Source organism: Pseudomonas sp. 273, assembly GCF_029201425.1.
GTDB classification, from domain to species: Bacteria; Pseudomonadota; Gammaproteobacteria; order Pseudomonadales; family Pseudomonadaceae; genus Pseudomonas; species Pseudomonas delhiensis.
The window spans coordinates 3,990,165-4,009,185 of the sequence record NZ_CP116775.1; the positions used below are offsets into that span (position 1 = coordinate 3,990,165).

The window sequence follows — 19,021 nt, forward strand, 5'->3', positions numbered from 1 at the left end:
ACGCCCGTGCGCACCTGCTCGGCCATGGCGATCAGCCGTTCGGCATCGCCCTGCAGGAACGCCGCCATGCGCACCAGGTGCACCGCCTGGGACGCCGGCAGCTGCTCGGCGGCCCGCCCAGGTCGGTCGCCAGCCCCTCGTGGCGGAAGGCCATGTTCAGTAATTCGCGCCGCAGCCGCTGGCTCGCATCGTTCAGGCCCATGACGCACCCTCGCAAGGCAGTCGAAAATTCCAGCATAGCCGAGCCGGGTACGGCCGGGGCGCTCGGCGCGGCGGGGACAATCGCGGACGGAGTCCGCTCCTACGGCCGTGCCAACCGTAGGGCGGATAACCGTTCGCGGTTATCCGCCGCTACACCTTCCTTGTCGGCAACACCGTGGTTGAGCCTGGCGCAGCTCCGACGGCGGCTCCGTGCCCGGCGCCGAGCGGAATGCGGCCAAGGTCAAACGGCGGATAACGCGGAGCGTTATTCGCCCTACGCCAGGCCCACTCGTAGGGCGCATAACCGTTCGCGGTTATCCGCCGCTACACCTTCCTTGTCGGCAACGCCGTGGTTGAGCCTGGCGCGGCTCCGATGGCGACTCCGTGCACGGCACCGAGCGGAATGCGGCCAAGGTCAAACGGCGGATAACGCGGAGCGTTATTCGCCCTACGCCAGGCCCACCCGTAGGGCGGATAACCGTTCGCGGTTATCCGCCGCTACACCTTTCTTGTCGGCAACTCCGTGGTTGAGCCTGGCGCAGCTCCGACGGCGGCTCCGTGCCCGGCGCCGAGCGGAATGCGGCCAAGGTCAAACGGCGGATAACGCGGAGCGTTATTCGCCCTACGCCAGGCCCACCCGTAGGGCGAATAACCGTTCGCGGTTATCCGCCGCTACACCCTCCTTGTCGGCAACGCCGTGGTTGAGCCTGGCGCAGCTCCAACGGCGGCTCCGTGCCCGGCGCCGAGCCGAATGCGGCCAAGGCCAAACGGCGGATAACGCGGAGCGTTATTCGCCCTACGCCAGGCCCACCCGTAGGGCGAATAACCGTTCGCGGTTATCCGCCGCCTCACCTTCCTTGTCGGCAACGCCGTGGTTGAGCCTGGCGCAGCTCCGACGGCGGCTCCGTGCCCGGTACCGAGCGGAATGCGGCCAAGGTCAAACGGCGGATAACGCGGAGCGTTATTCGCCCTACGCCAGGTCTACCCGTAGGGCGCATAACCGTTCGCGGTTATCCGCCGTTGGCCGTGCCAGCGGGGCGTCCGGCGTGGCGGGGGGCAATCGTGGACGGTGGCCTGTCGCGGCTATGGGGCCTCGTCCGGGCGGCCCCGCAGGCTGAAGCGGACGAGCGCGCCGCGGGGTGGGTTGGCCAGCGCCTGGAGCTGCCCGCCATGGGCCTCGACGATCGAGCGGCAGATCGACAGGCCCATGCCCAGGCCGCTGGGCTTGGTGGTGTAGAAAGGCGCGAAGAGCTGCCCGGCGTCCTGCGCGGCGAACCCCGGGCCGGAGTCGCCGATGCTCACCGCCACGCCGCCTTCGTCGTCCGCCACCGTTTCGATGTCCAGCTGGCGCACCCCGTCGTCGACGTCGCCCATGGCCTCGATGGCGTTGATGATCAGGTTGAGCAGCACCTGCTGCAGCGCCACCCGGTCGCCCTGCACCGGCGGCAGCCCGTCGGCCAGCCGCGTGCGTACGGATACACCGCCCTTGGCGGCCTGGCCGCGGGTGAACTCGACCATTTCCAGGATCGCCTCGTTGATGTCCACCGCGGCCTTCTGCGACGGCGCCTTGCGCAGCAGCCCGCGGATGCGCTTGAGCACGTCCGAGGCGCGGTTGGCGTCCTTGACGATACGTTCGAGCACCTGCCCCACCTCGCCCAGCTCCGGCGGCCGTGCCGCCAGCCAGCGCTGCGCCGCGTAGGCGTTGGTGACGGTGGCGGCGATCGGCTGGTTGACCTCGTGGGCGATGGACGCGGTGAGCTGGCCCATGGTCGCCACGCGGTTGGCGTGGGCCAGTTCGGCCTGCACCTCGCGGTAGCGCCGCTCGCGCTCGGCGACGTCGCGGTACAGCCGGGCGTTCTCCAGGGAGCTGGCGGCCTGCGAGGCCACCAGCTTGAGCACCGCGGTGCGCGCCGGGCTGAAGGCCCGGGCGGTCAGGTTGTTCTCCAGGTACAGGGCGCCGGTGAGCTGGCCCTGGTTCATCAGCGGCAGGCAGAGGATGGAGCGCGCCTGGCGGCTGCGCACGTAGGCCGAGCTGGCGTACGCCGCCTCGGCCAGGGCGTCGTCCAGCACCAGGCTCTGGCCGGTGCGCAGCACCTGGTAGAGCACCGCCTCGGGCAGCAGCGCCTCGCTCACCGGCTCGTCGCGCAGTTGCAGCGCCGGCGCGTCGTCGTCGACCGTCGCCTGGGCCACGATGCGCGGTTCGCCGGCGCCCTGGAGCACCAGTACGCCGCGTTCGGCGCCGGCCTGTTCGATGGCCGTGCGCATGACCCGGTCCACCAGCCCTTCCAGCGCGATCTCGCCGGAGGTGGTCTGCAGCACCTTGAGCACGGTGGCCAGGTCCAGCTGCTCCACCGGGGTGGCCATGGTGGCCGTGGGGCCCGGCGCCGGCGCCTGCTCGCCGAGGAAGGGATGGCGCGCCTGCAGCTGCCGCACCTTCCCCTCGGCGCCCCAGCGCTGGTAGCAGTCGCCGGCGCCCTGCAGGTAGACACGGGCCACCCTGTCGAGCCCGCGTGCGGCGTAGCAGGCGGCCGCCAGCTCGTTGGCCAGCGCCTCGACCTGGATGAAGCCGCCTTCCTGGGCCGCGCGGATGGCCTGCTCGTAATGCAGTTCGGCATCCGCCAGGCGGCCCTGCAGGCGGGCGAGTTCGGCCTCCAGCAGCAGGACGTGGCAGGTGAAGTTGGCCGGGCACAGGTGCGCCCACATCCGCAGTTCCTCCCGGTGCGCGGCCACGGCGCCGAGGTGGCGGTCGCCCGGCGCAGCGGCGTCGCACAGCGCCGCGTGGGCGAGCGCGTCGAAGAAGCAGTATTCGGCTTCCTCGATGAACGCGTGGGAAGTCCACAGCAGCGGCTGCGCCTGGGCGGAGGCCTCCAGTGCCGCCGCGTGGTCGCCGGCGAAGTAGCGCGCCTGCAGCTTGCGGATCCAGTACCAGCAGCTGTACACCCGCGAGGCGCCGGCCAGGCGCGCCTCGGTGTCAGCCTCGCTGAAACCGTCCTGGTCCAGGTGGCCGAAGCGCGGCGCCAGGCCCCGCAGCATGCGGACCAGGGCGAGCTGGTTGTCGAGGAAGTCGATGACCAGGCCGAACCCCACCTTGCCGGCGTAGCCCAGGCCGCGCTCCGCCTCGGCCTGCAGCTCGGGCAGCGGCTCGCCGCCGAACAGCAGGTTGGACACCAGGCTGTTGCAGGCGAAGGCGCCGAACGGCAGGTCGCCGGTGCGGTTGGCGCTGTCGAACACGCGGCGCAGCTGCTCGTCGCAGGCGCGCACCGGCTGCACCCAGCGCGCGGCGAACAGCGAGAAGGAAAGCAGGGTGCGCGCCTCGTAGCGCTCCAGGCGGCGCCGTTCGACGAGTTCGCAGCCGAGCCGGCCGAAGCGCAAGCCGGCGTCGTAGTCGCCGAAACGCCGCCCGGCGACCCGCGGGATGTTGGCGTAGGCCACGCAGGAGGCGTCGCCGTTGCCGTGCTCCAGGCTGAGGTTGATGGCCTTGCAGATGGTCAGGCAGGCCAGGTTGCCGTCGGTGTGCAGGGCCGGCGAGAACAGCGTGGTCAGCGCCTCGATGGTGGCCAGGGCGAGCGGGTCGCGCATCGGCGGCAGGTCGATGAGCGTCTCGATGGGCCGCGCGCCGAGCTGCGTACGGATGCGCTCATACTCGGCCTGCACCGTGGCGTCGTCCGGGTGGGCCGGCCAGTCGATGCCCACGTGGCGGAGGAAATCCAGGCACACGGCCACCGCGTCGTCGCGGCGGTCGAGGATCAGGTAGACGTCCACCTGCAGGCAGGCCACCCAGGCGCGTTGCACGGTCGTCGCGGCGCGTCCGGACAGCGCCCGCAGGCGCTGCTCGGCCACGGCCACCTGGCCGGTGACGAACTCGCACTCGGCGCGGCCGGACTCCAGGGCGAACATCAGCTCGTGCCGGGCCTGCCAGCACGCCTCGTCCAGCAGTTCCAGGCCCCGGCTGAAATAAGCCAGCGCCGAGGCATAGGCGGCCGAGGACCTGGCCCGCTGCCCGGCGAGCAGGTTGAACCCGGCCAGCCGCTCCCGTTCGGTCGGTTCGGCGATCAGCGCGGCGCCGCGGTTGAGCTGGCCGACGATCTCGAAGATGGCCTCTTCGCGCGCCTGCGGCGGCGTCTGCTCGGCCAGCAGGCGGCCGATCCGCAGGTGCGCCGCGGCGCGTTCGGCCTGGGGGATCAGCAGGTAGGCCGCCTCGTGGATGCGGTCGTGGGCGAAGGCGTAGGCGCCGTCCACGCGTTCCACCAGCTCCTGCCGGATGGCCGCCCACAGGGCCCGCTGCAGCTGGCCGCGTGGCAGCGCCAGCACGCGGCCCAGCGCCCCGGCCTCGGCGCGGTTGCCCAGGCAGGCCAGCTGCTGCAGCACCTCGCGGGTCTGCGCCGGCAGGCGGCCCAGCTTGTCGAGCATCAGGTCGACGACGTTGTCGGTGTAGCCCATGGCCTGGATGCGCCCGAGGTCCCAGCGCCAGCCCCGCGCGCCGGCGTCGAAGGCCAGCAGGCCCTCCTCCGCCAGGGCCTGGATGAACTGGATGACGAAGAACGGATTGCCGGCGGTCTTCCCGTGCACCAGTTGCGCCAGCGGGCGGACGCGCGCCGGCTCGCCGTGCAGGGCCTCGGCGATCAGTTGCTCGACGTGGGCGCGGCCGAGCGGCGCCAGGCCGATCTCGTCGATGCGCACCTGTGCCTTGCCGACCTTGCGCAGCGTGGCGCGCAAGGGGTGGGCCTCGTCCACCTCGTTGCTGCGGTAGGCGCCGACCAGCATCAGGTGGCGCAGGTCGTCGCTGGTCAGCAGCTCTTCCAGCAGGCCGAGGGTGGCCGCATCCAGCCATTGCAGGTCGTCGAGGAACAGCGCCAGCGGGTGCTCCGGCCGGGCGAACACGCCGATGAAGCGCTTGAACACCAGCAGGAAGCGGCGCTGCGCCTGCTGCGGCTCGAGCAGCGGCAGCGGCGGCGGCTCGCCGATGACCAGCTTCAGTTCCGGGATCAGCTCGGTCATGACCCGCGCATTGGCGCCCAGCGCCGCCAGCAGGGCCTGGCGCCAGCGCGCCAGTTCCCGGTCGTTCTTGCCCAGGAGCATGCGCACCAGGCCCTGGAAGGCCTGCACCAGGGTCGAGTACGGGATGTTGCGCTTGTACTGGTCGAACTTGCCGGCGGCGAACAGCCCGCGCGGCGGCACCAGCAGCTTGTGCAGCTCGTTGACCACCGAGGACTTGCCGATGCCGGAATAGCCGGACACCAGCACCAGCCCTGGCGCGTCACCGCCGACTATGCGCTCGAAGGCGGCGACCAGGGTGGCCACCTCGGCGTCGCGGCCGTAGAGCTTCTCGGGGACCAGCAGGCGCTCCGGCACGCTGTGCCCGTCCAGCGGGAAGTCGTCGATGCGCCCCTGGCGCTGCCAGCTCGCCAGGCAGCGGCGCAGGTCGTGCTCCAGCCCCGCGGCGCTCTGGTAGCGTTCCTCGGCGGTCTTGGCCAGCAGCTTCATGACCAGCCGCGACAGCGGCGGCGGAATGCTCGCCACCCGCGCGCCGGGCGGCACCGCCTGGCGCGCGATGTGGCAGTGCACCCACTCCATGGCCTCGCTGGCGGCGAACGGCAGGTCGCCGGTGAGCATCTGGTAGAGGGTGATGCCCAGGGCGTAGAGGTCGCTGCGCGAGTCGATCGAGCGGTTCATCCGCCCGGTCTGCTCGGGCGCCATGTAGGCCAGGGTGCCGGCGATGGTCTCCGGCGGCTCGGGCGCCTGGCGCTCCCGCGGCAGCCACGAGGCCAGGCCGAAGCCGGTGAGGCGGACGCGGCCGTCGGCGCAGTCGACCAAGATGTGCGGCGGCTTCAGGTCCTTGTGCACCAGGCCGCGCTGGTGCAGGCGGCCCAGGGCCGCGCTGATGCCCACGGCCAGCTGCAGGAAGCGGCCGGTCTCCATGGGCGCCCCCAGCCGGGCCGACAGCGGCTCGCCGCCGGGGTCCTCCAGCACCAGCAGGCTGCGCCCGCCCTCGCGCAGCAGCGCCAGCGGGCGCACCGCCCAGGCGCCATCCAGCTCGTCCTTCAGGCCGAACTCGTGGGCCAGGCGTTCCAGGCTGGCGGGCTGCGGCGGCTCGCCGGCCGGGCGCGCGAGCAGCACGCCCAGCGCTTCGTCACGCGGGTGCCGTCCACGGCTGAAGACGCGCTCGCCGTCGTCCCACAGGGCCTGCTGTCTGTCGCTCATCCCCGCTCCACGCCGCGCCCGCTCAGGGGGCCCGGCGCGTCTGCGGCGCGATGCCCAGGGCCTCGGACTTGCGCACCAGGTCCGCCACCGAGCGCGCCGCCAGCTTGCGCATCAGCTGCCCGCGGTGGACCTTCACCGTCACCTCGCTGAGGTTCAGCTCGGCGGCGATCTGCTTGTTCATCAGGCCGGCCACCACGTAGCCCATCACTTCCCGCTCGCGGGCGGTGAGCGCGGCGTAGGCCTCGCGCAGCCCGGCGCTGGAGCGCTCGGCGGCGAGCCGCTCGGTGTCCCTGGCCAGGGCGCTGGCCACGGCGTCGAGCATGTCCTGGTCGCGGAACGGCTTGGCGAGGAAGTCGACCGCCCCCGCCTTCATGGCCTTGACGGTCATGGCGATGTCGCCGTGGCCGGTCATGAACACGATGGGCATGCGCAGGCCGTGCTTCTGCACCTGCTCCTGGAAGGCCAGGCCGCTCTCGCCGCGCAGGCGCACGTCGAGCACCAGGCAGCTGGGCACGTCGTGGCGGGGGAAGGCGAGGAAGTCCCGGGGGGATTCGAAGGCCTCCACGCGCAGGCCGATGGAGCGCAGCAGGCCCGACAGCGCCAGGCGCATCGACTCGTCGTCGTCCACCACGTAGACCACGGGGTCCTGGTGGCCGGCGGCGCCCTGGGCCGAACCCGATTGCGACCACGAACTCATTTCGTCTCCTCTGGCGGCCGGCGGTGCGCACGGCATGCAGCCCGAAAAATCTAGCCCATGCCGCCACACCCGGCAACGCGGCGGCCGGACGGTTGTCATCCGGAAAAGGCTAGCGCGCCGCCGCGCGCACCCGCCAGGCCATAAATCCCAGGTTATCGGCCAGCGCCGACGCCGCGCTTGCAAAGCGCAGCCGCAGGCGGTATTCCGCCAGGCAACTGGAACGGGCATGGCGGCGTGGCGATGAGCGAAACCCCTGGCGACAGCATGATGAACGAAACACCCGGCGGCCCGCGCGACGTGCTGTTCGTGGCCTACCCGGACATGGGCCTGCTCGACCTCAGCGGCGCCCAGACGGTGTTCTGGGCCGCCAGCAGGGCGCTGGCCGAACGCGGCCTGCCCGGCTACCGCCTGCGCACCGCCAGCCTCGCCGGCGGCCTGGTGCGCACGGTGGAGGGCCTGGCGGTGGACAGCGTAGCCCTGGCCCCGCCGCAGAACCTGGCGGTGGACACCCTGGTGGTCCCCGGCGCCCCGGACATCTGCCAGACCCTGGACAGCCACGCCGAGCTGGCGGCCTGGATAGCCGCCGCCGCACCGCGGGCCCGGCGCGTCGCCGCGGTGTGCAGCGGCGCCTTCCTGCTGGCCAAGGCCGGCCTGCTCGACGGCCGCCGCGCCGCCACCCACTGGGCCCTGTGCGACACCCTCGGGCAGCGCTTCCCGGCGGTGCAGGTGGATGCCGACGCCATCTTCATCCAGCAGGGCGCGGTCTGGACCTCGGCGGGCGTGAGCGCCGGCATCGACCTGGCGCTGGCCCTGGTGGAGGCCGACTGCGGCCGCGAGGTGGCCATGGCGGTGGCCCGCGAACTGGTGGTGTACCTCAAGCGCCCCGGCGGCCAGGCGCAGTACAGCACGCTGCTGCAGTCCCAGGCCGCGGACAGCCCGCTGTTCGACGAGCTGCACCTGTGGCTGGCCGAGCACCTGGGCGAGCCCGGACTGACGGTGGAAAGCCTGGCCGAGCGCGCGCGGATGAGCCCGCGCAACTTCTCGCGGGTCTACAAGCAGAAGACCGGCCGCACCCCGTCCAGGGCCATCGAGCTGTTCCGCCTGGAGGCGGCCAGGCGCCTGCTGGAGCACTCGACGCAGAGCATCGAGCAGATCGCCCGGCAATGCGGCTTCGGCAACGAGGAGCGGATGCGCGTCACCTTCCAGCGCAACCTGTCCCTCTCCCCGCGCGACTACCGCAGCCGTTTCACTCGCGAGGCCTGAGTGCTGCCTTCGTCTTCGTATGGATGAGCTTGCCTTTTAGTGATCAAGGCAAGTTACGAAGTTGTGGAAAGTGCCTCGACGGAAGTTTGCAAGAACCCATACCCAGGTCTCGCCGGACTATACCCAGGTATACTTCTTCGCCTTGTCCGCTGGCGTATCTTGAAATCTCGACAGATACCGCCACGAGCAATTCCGGATGATCCAAGAACCCCCGAGTCGCCATACGGCCGTGATTGCCGTGGTCGACGACGATGAATCCGTGCGCGCGGCGCTGGAGAGCCTGCTGCGCGCCAGCGGCTACCGCGTGCGCAGTCATTCCAGCGCTTTGGACTTTCTCTCCGCCGGAGAGCCCGGCGAGGTGCAGTGCCTGGTTTCCGACGTGCAGATGCCCGGCATGAGCGGCCTGCAGCTGCATGCAAGGCTCATCGCCATGGGCCTGTGCGTTCCCGTCATCTTCATCACCGCCTACCCCGAGGCGGTTCCCGTCCCGCTCGCCTGCCTGTCCAAACCGTTCGACGCCGAGCGCCTGCTCGCGTGCATCGAAAGCACCCTGCGCCAGCCCTGCTGAAACCTCCCCGGCAAGTTCCGCCGATACCTAGGTATATATCCGCCAGACCAACGCACTATTCCGCGAACCCCATGTAGAAGTGTGCGGCGCAAGTTCCCCGAATAGCATGAATTCCACAGCGGACGATCGGATGCGCCAATGCCGGCACGATGCTCGTCACGCCGGACCTGAAGCCGAAACTTCAAGGTCATTCATCCCCTCACCTATTCGGGAGCAAGTCATGAAACAGCAGATTCTGATCGTTGGCGCAGGCTTCGGTGGGCTCTGGAGCGCCTTGAGCGCGGCACGCCTGCTGGACAAACACGACCGTCACGACGTACAGGTCACCCTCCTGGCGCCCCAGGCGGAGCTGCGCATCCGCCCACGCTTCTACGAGCCCGAGGTGGACCGCATGTTCGCCCCGCTGGACGCCCTGTTCGACACCGTGGGCATACGCTTCGTCCAGGGCACCGCCGAGCGCATCGACGAGCAGGCGCAGACCGTCGGCTACCGCGACGCCGCCGGCCGCCAGGGCGAGCTGGGCTACGACCGCCTGGTGCTGGCCACCGGCAGCCAGCTCGCCCGGCCGCCGGTGCCGGGCCTGGGCAGCCACGCCTTCGACGTCGACCAGATCGAGTCCGCGGCACGCCTGGAAGAACACCTCAAGGCCCTGGGCGAGCGGCCCGCCAGCCCGGCGCGCAACACCGTGGTGATCGCCGGCGGCGGCTTCACCGGCATCGAGACCGCCACCGAGATGCCGGCGCGCCTGCGCCAGGCGCTGGGCGCGGACCAGGACATCCGCGTGGTCATCGTCGACCGCGGCGCGCAGGTGGCCGCCGCCCTGGGCGACGGCATCCGCCCGTCCATCGTCGAGGCCTCCAGGGAACTGGGCATCGAATGGCTGCCCGGCGCCAGCGTCGCGGCGGTGGACGCCAATGGCGTGACCCTCGCCGACGGCCGCCGCATCGACAGCCACACGCTCATCTGGACCGTGGGCTTCCGCGCCAGCCCGCTGACCGGGCAGGTGGGCGGCGAGCGCGACGCCCAGGGCCGCCTGCACGTGGACGGCAACCTCCGGGTACGCGGCCAGGGCAGGATATTCGCCGCCGGCGACGTGGCCTACGCCGCCACCGACGACCTCGGCAACCACGCGGTGATGTCCTGCCAGCACGCCATCTCCCTGGGCCGCCACGCCGGCAACAACGCCGCCGCCGACCTGCTGGGCGTGCCACCCACCACCTACCGCCAGCCCAAGTACGTGACCTGCCTGGACCTGGGCGCCTGGGGCGCGGTGTACACCGAGGGCTGGGACCGCCAGGTCAAGCTGGTCGGGCAGCCGGCCAAGGAGCTGAAGACGCAGATCAACACCCTGTGGATCTACCCGCCGGCAGCGGACCGCAGCATCGCCCTGGCGGCGGCCGATCCGCTCATTCCGGTGGCCTGATCGCGGACGCGGGGAGCCAGGGTTCGCGAGCAAGAACTAGGCGTCCCCCTCGATCCTACGAAGAGCCGTGCCGCTCTTGATTTTGGACTTCCAGAGAAACCTCCGAGCGCACCGGAACGCCCCTTCAGGAGGCCGAGCGAAACCGGCGCTCAGGAGGTCATGCGACATGGATGTCGCGAGAGCCCCGATGGGCTACAGGGACGTACCCTCGGGGCGGGCCTCCGTGGCGGGGGAATTCGCGAGGGTAGCCCGGCTCCATCGGGCCCGTATGCGGGGCTGCCTTTTTGGTTACTTTTGTGGCGTTTGACAAAAGTGACTCGCCCGAGGGGGCGAAACAAGAAACATCAACGCACTCGGAGCGGCGCGCTACACCCAAACCCAATAGACAGCTGCTCCTACCCCACCACCGCTGTCCCACCTGTAGGAGCGCGCCCTGCGCGCGATTCGCGGGCAGGGCCCGCTCCTACCCTGCCGGCGGGCACTGCTTCTCGTAGGAGCGAGCTTGCTCGCGAATAAGCCCCGCAGCGGAGCCTGTTCGCGAGCAAGCTCGCTCCTACGAAGAGCAACCTCGGCACGACCTGCAAGACAGTTGCTCCTACGGTTCCAGGAAGCACGATCGTAGGAGCGGACTCCGTCCGCGATTGCCCCCCGGCTCACCCCTGCGCGCTGGGCACCTCGTCCTCGCTGATGCAGTGCTCGATCTCGGTCACCTTGTGCAACGCGAGATCGGCGCAGGGGTAGGCCCCGAAAATGCGTCCCTGGTAGAAGACCACCCAGACGAACCCCAACGGCTCCACGCCCGCCAACCCCCGGACCAGCGTCTGGAACCGAGGGGGCAGGTCGTCGATGTGCATCTGTGCCATACCGCGCAGGATCATGGCGGCTCACCTCTTGCCCGGAAGGCCGCATTCTCGGTTCCCGGCGGCCGCTGGGCAATACGACGGAAGTTTGCCGGAGGCGGTTATCGGAGTGCGGCGACCACCTGGAGAAGATGCCGTTGCCCATACCCCTCCGGGTAGCCAGCGGATCACAGGGTGAAGACGATGCGCTCGGCGGCGTTGCGCTGCCAGGCCGACTCGACCTCGCTCAGCGGCACCGCCTCGGCGTCCACCTTCAGCCCGGCCGGCCCGATGGCCTGCAGCAGTTGGCCGACCACCTTCACCAGGCCTTCGTTGGACACGCTGCCCAGGCCGCTGCCGAGCAGTTCCAGGCCGGAACTGCGCAGCGCGCCGGGGCCCATGGGGATGCTCGCCCCGGCGAGCGAGCCGATGTTGACGAAGCGCAGGCGCGGCGCGGCCTTGCCGCTGCCGTGGCTGACCACCGCGTCGAGGATGCAGGCCGCCGGCGGGCCCCACAGGTAGTCGAGCACCACGTCGATGCCGCGGCCCTGGATTTCCTCGCGAAAGGCGGCGGTCAGCTGCTCGGCCGGCTGGTCGAGGCGGATGAAGTCGTCCGCGCCCAGGGCGCGCAGTTCCGCTTCCACCGCCGGGTTGCGCGCGGTGGCCACCACGCGGGAGGCGCCCAGGTGCTTGGCCACCTGGATGGCAAGGCGCCCGGAGACGCCGGCGGCGCCGTTGACCAGCACGCTCTCGCCGGGCTTGAAGTGCGCGCGCTCCTGCAGCGCCGCCCAGGACGACATGCCGGGGTTGGCGATGGCCGCCGCGGTGATGTCGTCGACGCCCTCGGGGATGGCCACGCACTGGCGCGCATCCACCGCCACCACCTCGGCCATGGCGCCGATGGGCGCGCGGGGGAAGGCGAAGTACACGCGGCTGCCGTCTTCCAGCAGGCCGACGCCATCGGCGCCAGGCACCACCGGCAGGGTCTTGCCGCTGCTGTAGTGCTTGCCGCTGGCCTGGGCACGCACCAGCTGGCTGAGCGCGGCGGCGCGCACACGCACCAGCACCTCGCCGGCGGCGGCCTGCGGCGCGTCTATCTCGCCGTAGCGCGGCGGCTGCTCGAAGGAATGGACGATGGCGGCTTTCATTGCGGGTTTCTCCAAGGCACAAAACAGCGATTCTCGCCCGGCCAGCCCCGTGGCGCCAGCCATGCGGGCCCGGCGAAGACCGGGCGGCGCCGGCTCGTGACCGACGCCGCCCGAGCCCGGCGCGAGGGAAGAACGCCGCCGGGCGCGGGTAGCGCCGGCGGCGGCATGCGCATCCGGCGCATGACGGCGACGAAGCCGGGACGGCAGGCCCGGCCTCGTCGTGCCGACCTCCTGTCGGCACTATCGCTTCAGGCCGCCTCCTCGCCCTGCCCGGCCGGCAGCCCGCGGCGCAGCGGCGCGGTCTCGCGCAGCAGGCAGGCGACCAGCAGGCCCAGCGCCACCCCGCCCAGAGCCAGGTAGAGGGTGTACTGGATGCCGTGGTGCTGGGCGATGTAGCCGGCCAGCGCCGGCGCCACGCCGCCGCCGAACACCTCGCCTATGCCCACCACCAGGCCGGTGGCGGTGGATACCAGGGGCAGCGGCACCGACTCGCCGGTGAGCGGGCCGACGGTCATGCAGATCATGCTGAAGTTGAAGAAGGTGGTGAGGAACAGCAGGGCGAACAGCACCAGCGGCTCGGCCCCGGTGTGCATCAGCAGCCAGATGCAGGCGCCGGTGGCGACGAAGCTGCCCAGCACCACCGACTTGCGCCCCAGGCGGTCGGACAGCGCCGGCAGCACCAGCTGGCCAACGAAGCCGCCCAGGCCGATGGCGGACATGACGAAGCCCATCTGCTGTACGCCCAGGTGCAGGTAGTCGGTAAGGTAGTTGGGCATCATCACGCTGAGCACGAACAGGCTGGTGAGCATGCAGAACATGCCGAGGATGTTCAGCGGCACGTTGCGGTAGCGCAGCGCATCCAGCCAGCGGCCCTGCTCCGGTTCCTGCGCCTGGGCAGGTGCCGCCGCCACGCGGGTCTCGCGCAGGCTGCGGTACATCCACCAGGCGAGCAGGAAGCCGGGCAGCGAGACCACCGCGAACACCCAGCGCCAGGACGGCAGCACCAGCAGCAGCTGGGTGGCGAGGATGGGCGCCAGGCCCAGGCCGAGGATCGGGAAGAAGGCCTGCTGGATGCCGATGTTCAGCCCGCGCCGCGACGGGTGTGAGGACTCCGCGGTGGCGGCGATGGCGGTGGGCGTGAAGGCGCCCTCGGAGATGCCCATCACCGCGCGGATCAGCAGCAGCGCGGCGACGCCGTTGGCCAGCCCGGACAGCCCGGCCAGCAGGGAGAACAACAGCACCGCGGGGATCAGCACCTTGCGCCGGCCGATGCGGTCGGAGAGCCGGCCCATGAAGATCGAGGAGATCCCCAGGCGATGGCCAGGACCGCCGAGATGTTGCCCAGGTCCTGATAGTCCAGCTGCAGCTCGTTCATCATCACCGGGAACAGCGGCAGGATGATGAAGCGGTCCAGGCCGACCAGGCCGAAGCCCAGGGCGAGCATGGCGACGGCGGTGTATTCGTAGCGCGCATTCCACTTCTTGTCGTTGTTGTGCATGGCATGGGTACTCGGGGCGGTGGCGGGCGGTCAGAAGTAGAACAGCGCTTCGACCATGGTGGAGAGTTGCGAGCGGTCGCGGCCGTTGCCGTAGGGGCGGTCGTGGTCGCGGGCATCGAACCAGTCGTAGCGGACCTCCGGGCGCAGCGAGAGGTTGCCGGTCACGTCCCAGCGCAGCCCGCCGGTGAGGGCGTTGTAGTCGCCGCGGGCGCTGCTGGTGGGGAACAGGATGAAGCCGTCCGGGTCGCTGAAATGCTCGCCGCGCACCGAGAACGACAGGTCCGGGCGGTACTGGTAGGTCAGCACCGCGTTGGAGCCCCACCAGTGGGCGCCGTCGAAGCCCGGGCCGCTGACGATGTCCACGGTGCCCGGCTTGCCGTCGCCGGCCTGGTGGCCGTAGACCACTTCGGCGCCCATGGACCAGCGTTCGTCGAACTTGTGCCAGCCGTTGAGCGAGTGCTGCTGCTTGAGCTGGCCGCTGTCGGCGATCAGCCGCGCGGTCGGCGCCTGCACGTCGGAGGTGCTGTCGTTCTGCTCGTCGCCGACGATGAATTCGTAGTCGACCCAGGTGTTCATGTCCGGCGTGCGCCAGCGCAGGGCGCCCATGACCGACTTGCCGTCGTTGTTGTCGCGCAGGTTGTTCCAGCCCTGCACCACGCCCAGCTCCAGGCCGAGGATGCCGGGGTCGCCATCGAGCAGGCGGGTGCCCACCAGCACCCCGGAGACGGTGCCCGGCTCGCTGACGAAGGCGTAGGTCTTGCTGGCGAAGGGGTTGCGCGCCTGGCGTATGTTCGGCGGTATCTCGTAGCCCAGCGCCGGGCCGAACACCCCGGCCATGAAGTTGAAGCCCGGGCCGTAGGGCACGTAGGCGGTGGCGGCGATGTTGGGGACGGCGAGGAAGCGGTCCTTGTCCTTCTGCGCCTTGGCGTTGTCATCCTCGTTCAGGTTCCAGTGCATGTCCCAGCCGAAGGTGCGGGCGAACTGGGCGTTGCGGCCGTAGTTGGCCTCGAAGGTGAAACCGAAGGCGAAGTCCTGCGGCTTGGGCCCCGGCAACGGGGTGATGCGCGGCACGAAGGTGCCCTTGAGCGCCTTGTCGACGAACAGGTGCAGGCTGCCCCACTCCAGGCCCTCGTCGGACATGCCGGTGAGCGGCAGGTTGCTCAGGCCGTCCCGGCGTTCGTCATGGGTGGAGCGGTTGTTGCGCACGTAGGCGATGTCCAGCAGGTTGGAAACGGTGATGCCGTAGTTGCGCTCCAGGCTGTCGCCGAAGAGGCCCTTGAACAGAGCGCCCTCCCCCGGCGCCGGCGCCTCGGCAGCATGACATTCCACGAATGCCAGGGCGGCCAGGACCGCACCAAGCGTTTTCACCTTGATGTTGAGCATCGTTCTGTCTCTTGTTGTTGTTTTCAGAGGGGTGCCGCGGGGAGTGCCCCGCGGCCGAAGTGACCTAGACCTGGGCGGCGAGCGGCCGCCGCGCCTCGCGCAGCGCGCCGCCCTGGCCCTGCTGCAGCGCCAGGTCGCGGCGCAGCGCGTCGAGCAGTTGCGGCAGTTCGCTGGCGTGGCCGATGCCGCCGTAGATGTAGAAGTCCGGGCGCACCAGCACCGCCTGCAGCCCGGCGGCGCGGAGGAACTGGTGGTACTTGCCGGAGAGGTCGCGGCAGGTGCCCGGCGCGCCGTCCTCGCTCAGGCGCACGGTCTTCACCTCCAGCTGTTCGAGCAGCGCCTTGTGCGCCTCGCCCAGCCCGGCCAGCGGGTCGTCGCCGATGCTCACCAGGTGGAAGCCGCGGCCGAAGGCGTCGTCGTAGCGCTGGCGGTGTTCGTCGCGCTCGATCTCGCCGTGCACGCCCAGGCAGCCGGCCGGGCCCAGGGCGCGGCCGTTGCGCTCGTCCTTGTGCACCACGCCGTCGACCAGGCCGGGGAACGGCGGCAGCGGCGGCACTTCGCCGGCGAGGAAGGCGGCGTCGCGTTCGGCGGCCTTCTGCGGGTCGGCCACGCAGACCACCTTGCCCATCGCCACCGAGGCATCGATCACCGCGCGGATCTGCGGCTTGCGTTCCAGGGTGTAGCTGTCCAGCAGCCTGTCGGAGCAGATGCCGCGGAAGACCAGGTCCAGGCGCCAGGACAGGTTCCAGGCGTCGCGGATGCCCGAGCACATGCCCTGGCCCATGAACGGCGGCATCAGGTGCGCGGCGTCGCCGGCCAGCAGCACGCGGCCGTGGCGCCAGGTTTCGGCGATGCGCGAGCGGAACTGGTAGACGGCGTGGCGCACCAGGGTGGCGGTGTCCGGGGTGACCCAGGGCGACAGCAGTTCCCAGACCTTCTCGGTGCTCTGCAGGTCCTCGATGCTCTCGTGGGGCAGGCGCATGAACTCCCAGCGGCGGTAGCCGGGGCCGCCGGGGACCATGGTGGTCGGCCGCGCCGGGTTGCACCACTGGCCGATGTCCGGCACGTCCAGCTCGACGCCGGGGTTGGGCTGCAGGTCGACCACCAGCCAGTCTTCCTGGAAGCCCAGGTCCAGCCAGTCGATGCCGCACTCGCGGCGCACCACGCTGTTGGCGCCGTCGGCGCCGATCACGTAGCGGGCACGCACCGTGCGCTGCTCGGCGGCCTGCGCCGGGTCGCCGCGCTGGGTGCGCTGCAGGCGCAGTTCGCAGCCCTGCTCGTCCTGGCTCAGCCCAAGCACTTCCCAGCCCTGGTGAACCTCGACCTGGTCGATGGCCTTGGCCCGGCGATCGAGTATGGCCTCCAGGCCCGGCTGGTTGAACAGGTAGCCGAAGGGGCCGTCGCTGATCGACTCGGCGGACCAGTCGATCTCCACCAGCACCTTCCAGTCGGCGTTGAACCACTGGTAGCAGGCCGAGGGCTGGGAGATTTCCTTCAGCTCCTCCTCCAGGCCCATCATGCGGAACACGCGGCGGATCTCGTGGTCGTGGAACACCGCGCGCGGCAGCGGGTAGAGGGACTGCCAGCGCTCGTACACGGCGACGCTGTAGCCCATGCGACCGAGGAGGATGGCGAGGGTCTGGCCGACCGGCCCGTAGCCGACGATGGCCACGTCGTGGATCTTGTTTTCGTTCATCTGTGCTGACCTGAACCGGGTGGGTTTGGGCAAGCCGCTCCCCGCTTCCCTGGACGGCAGGAAAGTGTGCGGGACGTGGGGGCGGCCTGCGTCGCTGTGGGCGCTAGCTTTTGGCTGGCGCGCCGTCTGCCTCGGTGTTGAGGACGAAGTACTCGGGGACGCTGGGACCCCAGAGGTACAGCGAGTTCTCGGGCGGGAAGTCGCCCGCCGGCCACTGGCTGCCGGCGTCGATGAAGTCCATGTCCGCCGAGTACTCGCAGAACGAGCCCCAGGGGTCGCGGACGTAGTGGAAGTAGTTGGAGCCCAGGCAATGCCGCCCGGTGCCCCAGCCCTCGCGGTAGCCGGCGCTGGCCATCTGCTCGGCGCCGTTGCCGACGTCGTCCACGCCGTCCACTTCCCAGGCGGCATGGTGGAAGCCCCTGGCGCCGCTCTTGCAGAAGGCCACCAGATGGTGATCGCAGCCGTGGGGGGCATGGGTGAAGGCGATGATGTCCTGGGAGTGGTCGGACAGGCGCAGCCCCAGGGCCCGCTCGTAGAAGGTGACCGCCTGGGGCACGTCGGGGCTGAACAGCAGCACGTGGGACAGCCGCCGCGGGCGCACCCGGGCCACGGCGTCGCGGGTGCCGACGCCGCGCACGGCGGGCCGGGCCGGCGCCGACAGCTGCTTGTGGTCGGGCATGTGCTTGGCGCCGACCTTCACCTGCAGCAGGTTGCCATCGGGGTCGCGGAACCAGAAGCCCTCGCCGTCGCCGGCCTCGAAGCGCGCGCCGGCGGCCTCGGCCTGCTGGCGCAGGGCCGGGTAGTCCTCGGCGAAGCAGTTGAAGCTCAGGTAGGCCAGGCTCTTGCGCGGCCCCGGCAGCATCCGCGCCCAGCGGTGGCCGTCGGCGGCCCGCAGTTCCAGGGCGTCCGGGGTTTCGCCGACTTCCAGGCCGAAGCTGGCGAAGAACTGGCGCGCGTCGTCCAGCGAGGGCACGAACAGCGCGTAATGATCGATCGAATGCACACCACGGATGGTGGGAGTCATGATCGCCTCCGATTGTTGTTCTTGTCGTCGAAGCCTCGGAGCGGGAGGCTTCGATCTGGCCGGGAACTGCCCGGGGTCAGGCTTCGTCCAGCACCGGGTTGACCAGGGTGCCGATGCCTTCTATGGACACTTCCACCACGTCGCCGGCCTTCAGGTAGACCTTCGGCTCCATGCCGAAGCCGACGCCCGCCGGGGTGCCGCTGACGATCACGTCGCCGGCTTCCAGGGTCACCGCCTCGCTAAGGGTGGAGATGATGGTGGCCACGTCGAACAGCATGTCCTCGGTATTGGCCGATTGCACCACCTTGCCGTTGACGCGGGTCTGCAGCAGCAGGCCCTTGCCGCCGGCCGGCAGTTCGTCGGCGGTCACCAGGTCCGGGCCGAAGGCGCCGGTGTCGTCGAAGTTCTTGCCCACGGTCCACTGCGGCGACTTGAACTGGTACTCGCGCACCGAGCCCTCGTTGAACAGCGCGTAGCCGGCCACGTGCTGCAGCGCCTGCTCCTTGGGAATGTGCCGGCCGCCGCTCTTGAGCACCACGGCCATCTCGCCCTCGTAGTCCAGGGTGTCGGAGATGCGCGGGCGCACCAGCGGCTGGTTGTGGCCGATGAGGCTGCTGTTGAAGCGCGGGAACAGGGTCGGGTAGTCCGGCTGGGCGTAGGGCGATTCCTTGGTGTGGTCGGCGTAGTTCAGGCCGACGCAGACGATCTTGCCGGGCTTCTTCATCAGCGGCAGGTAGTCCTGCTCGCCGATCTGCACCAGCGGGCCCTGGGCCTGGGCGCCGTAGGTGGTGAGGTCGACGCCGCGCTCGAGCAGCGACTCCAGGGTTTCCTCGCCGAGAACCCGGACGCCTTCGGCGGTGCGAACGCCCAGTACCGGGCGGCCTTGGTGGGAGAAGCGAACGTAGCGCATGGAGCAGACCTCTTGTTGTGGTTCGTGACGACCGCCAGGCAGTGCGGTATGGGCCCTAAGCTAATCCCGATAAAATATGCCGTCAACGATAAAATATATTTTTTCAGAATTATCGATAAAAGGCTCCCGTGTGTATCATCTGTCTCATCCGTCATCATCCGTGGAACAGC

11 protein-coding genes and 1 pseudogene are annotated in these 19,021 nt (G+C 70.3%); 3 read left to right on the top strand and 9 right to left on the bottom strand.

Annotated elements, in window-relative coordinates:
- Positions 1-1,284 precede the first annotated feature (1,284 nt).
- Together PKO50_RS18165 and PKO50_RS18170 are read right to left on the bottom strand one after the other, a co-directional pair.
- Positions 1,285-6,402 (bottom strand): trifunctional serine/threonine-protein kinase/ATP-binding protein/sensor histidine kinase, encoded by a 5,118-nt coding sequence (locus tag PKO50_RS18165; protein WP_275626825.1) that lies wholly within the window; start codon positions 6,400-6,402, stop codon positions 1,285-1,287.
- 22 nt (positions 6,403-6,424) lie between these two features.
- Positions 6,425-7,099 (bottom strand): response regulator, encoded by a 675-nt coding sequence (locus tag PKO50_RS18170; RefSeq protein WP_275626826.1) that lies wholly within the window; start codon positions 7,097-7,099, stop codon positions 6,425-6,427.
- 240 nt (positions 7,100-7,339) lie between these two features.
- Between PKO50_RS18170 and PKO50_RS18175 the strand changes: the two genes are divergently transcribed.
- The 3 genes from PKO50_RS18175 to PKO50_RS18185 all read left to right on the top strand — a co-directional run bounded on the left by PKO50_RS18175 (position 7,340) and on the right by PKO50_RS18185 (position 10,353).
- Complete coding sequence (locus PKO50_RS18175) at positions 7,340-8,362, top strand: helix-turn-helix domain-containing protein (protein ID WP_275626827.1); 1,023 nt, start codon at positions 7,340-7,342, stop codon at positions 8,360-8,362.
- A 196-nt stretch (positions 8,363-8,558) separates the two neighbouring features.
- Complete coding sequence (locus PKO50_RS18180; RefSeq protein WP_275626828.1) at positions 8,559-8,930, top strand: response regulator; 372 nt, start codon at positions 8,559-8,561, stop codon at positions 8,928-8,930.
- Between the two features lie 220 nt (positions 8,931-9,150).
- A complete protein-coding gene (locus PKO50_RS18185) occupies positions 9,151-10,353 on the top strand; it encodes an NAD(P)/FAD-dependent oxidoreductase (protein ID WP_275626829.1) in 1,203 nt (400 codons plus the stop codon).
- Between the two features lie 653 nt (positions 10,354-11,006).
- Here PKO50_RS18185 and PKO50_RS18190 read toward each other — a convergent pair.
- From PKO50_RS18190 to PKO50_RS18220, 7 genes and pseudogenes are all read right to left on the bottom strand, one after another.
- Complete coding sequence (locus PKO50_RS18190; protein ID WP_109934005.1) at positions 11,007-11,231, bottom strand: hypothetical protein; 225 nt, start codon at positions 11,229-11,231, stop codon at positions 11,007-11,009.
- Positions 11,232-11,380: 149 nt separating this feature from the next.
- Positions 11,381-12,340, bottom strand: coding sequence for a zinc-binding alcohol dehydrogenase family protein (locus PKO50_RS18195; protein ID WP_275626830.1), 960 nt, complete (start codon positions 12,338-12,340; stop codon positions 11,381-11,383).
- A 248-nt stretch (positions 12,341-12,588) separates the two neighbouring features.
- Positions 12,589-13,838, bottom strand: a pseudogene (locus tag PKO50_RS18200) (MFS transporter).
- 30 nt (positions 13,839-13,868) lie between these two features.
- Positions 13,869-15,221, bottom strand: coding sequence for an outer membrane beta-barrel protein (locus tag PKO50_RS18205; RefSeq protein ID WP_275626831.1), 1,353 nt, complete (start codon positions 15,219-15,221; stop codon positions 13,869-13,871).
- A 64-nt stretch (positions 15,222-15,285) separates the two neighbouring features.
- Positions 15,286-16,917: a bifunctional 3-(3-hydroxy-phenyl)propionate/3-hydroxycinnamic acid hydroxylase gene (locus PKO50_RS18210; protein ID WP_275626832.1), complete on the bottom strand. Its 1,632-nt coding sequence runs from the start codon at positions 16,915-16,917 to the stop codon at positions 15,286-15,288.
- Between the two features lie 103 nt (positions 16,918-17,020).
- Positions 17,021-17,941 (bottom strand): VOC family protein, encoded by a 921-nt coding sequence (locus PKO50_RS18215; RefSeq protein WP_275626833.1) that lies wholly within the window; start codon positions 17,939-17,941, stop codon positions 17,021-17,023.
- A 76-nt stretch (positions 17,942-18,017) separates the two neighbouring features.
- Positions 18,018-18,851, bottom strand: coding sequence for a fumarylacetoacetate hydrolase family protein (locus PKO50_RS18220; RefSeq protein ID WP_275626834.1), 834 nt, complete (start codon positions 18,849-18,851; stop codon positions 18,018-18,020).
- Positions 18,852-19,021 lie beyond the last annotated feature (170 nt).

Bases quoted from the DNA above. Each gene is read 5' to 3' on its own strand.
- PKO50_RS18165 (WP_275626825.1), bottom strand. From the start codon at position 6,402: ATGAGCGACAGACAGCAGGCCCTGTGGGACGACGGCGAGCGCGTCTTC.
- PKO50_RS18170 (WP_275626826.1), bottom strand. From the start codon at position 7,099: ATGAGTTCGTGGTCGCAATCGGGTTCGGCCCAGGGCGCCGCCGGCCAC.
- PKO50_RS18175 (WP_275626827.1), top strand. From the start codon at position 7,340: ATGAGCGAAACCCCTGGCGACAGCATGATGAACGAAACACCCGGCGGC.
- PKO50_RS18180 (WP_275626828.1), top strand. From the start codon at position 8,559: ATGATCCAAGAACCCCCGAGTCGCCATACGGCCGTGATTGCCGTGGTC.
- PKO50_RS18185 (WP_275626829.1), top strand. From the start codon at position 9,151: ATGAAACAGCAGATTCTGATCGTTGGCGCAGGCTTCGGTGGGCTCTGG.
- PKO50_RS18190 (WP_109934005.1), bottom strand. From the start codon at position 11,231: ATGATCCTGCGCGGTATGGCACAGATGCACATCGACGACCTGCCCCCT.
- PKO50_RS18195 (WP_275626830.1), bottom strand. From the start codon at position 12,340: ATGAAAGCCGCCATCGTCCATTCCTTCGAGCAGCCGCCGCGCTACGGC.
- PKO50_RS18205 (WP_275626831.1), bottom strand. From the start codon at position 15,221: ATGCTCAACATCAAGGTGAAAACGCTTGGTGCGGTCCTGGCCGCCCTG.
- PKO50_RS18210 (WP_275626832.1), bottom strand. From the start codon at position 16,917: ATGAACGAAAACAAGATCCACGACGTGGCCATCGTCGGCTACGGGCCG.
- PKO50_RS18215 (WP_275626833.1), bottom strand. From the start codon at position 17,941: ATGACTCCCACCATCCGTGGTGTGCATTCGATCGATCATTACGCGCTG.
- PKO50_RS18220 (WP_275626834.1), bottom strand. From the start codon at position 18,851: ATGCGCTACGTTCGCTTCTCCCACCAAGGCCGCCCGGTACTGGGCGTT.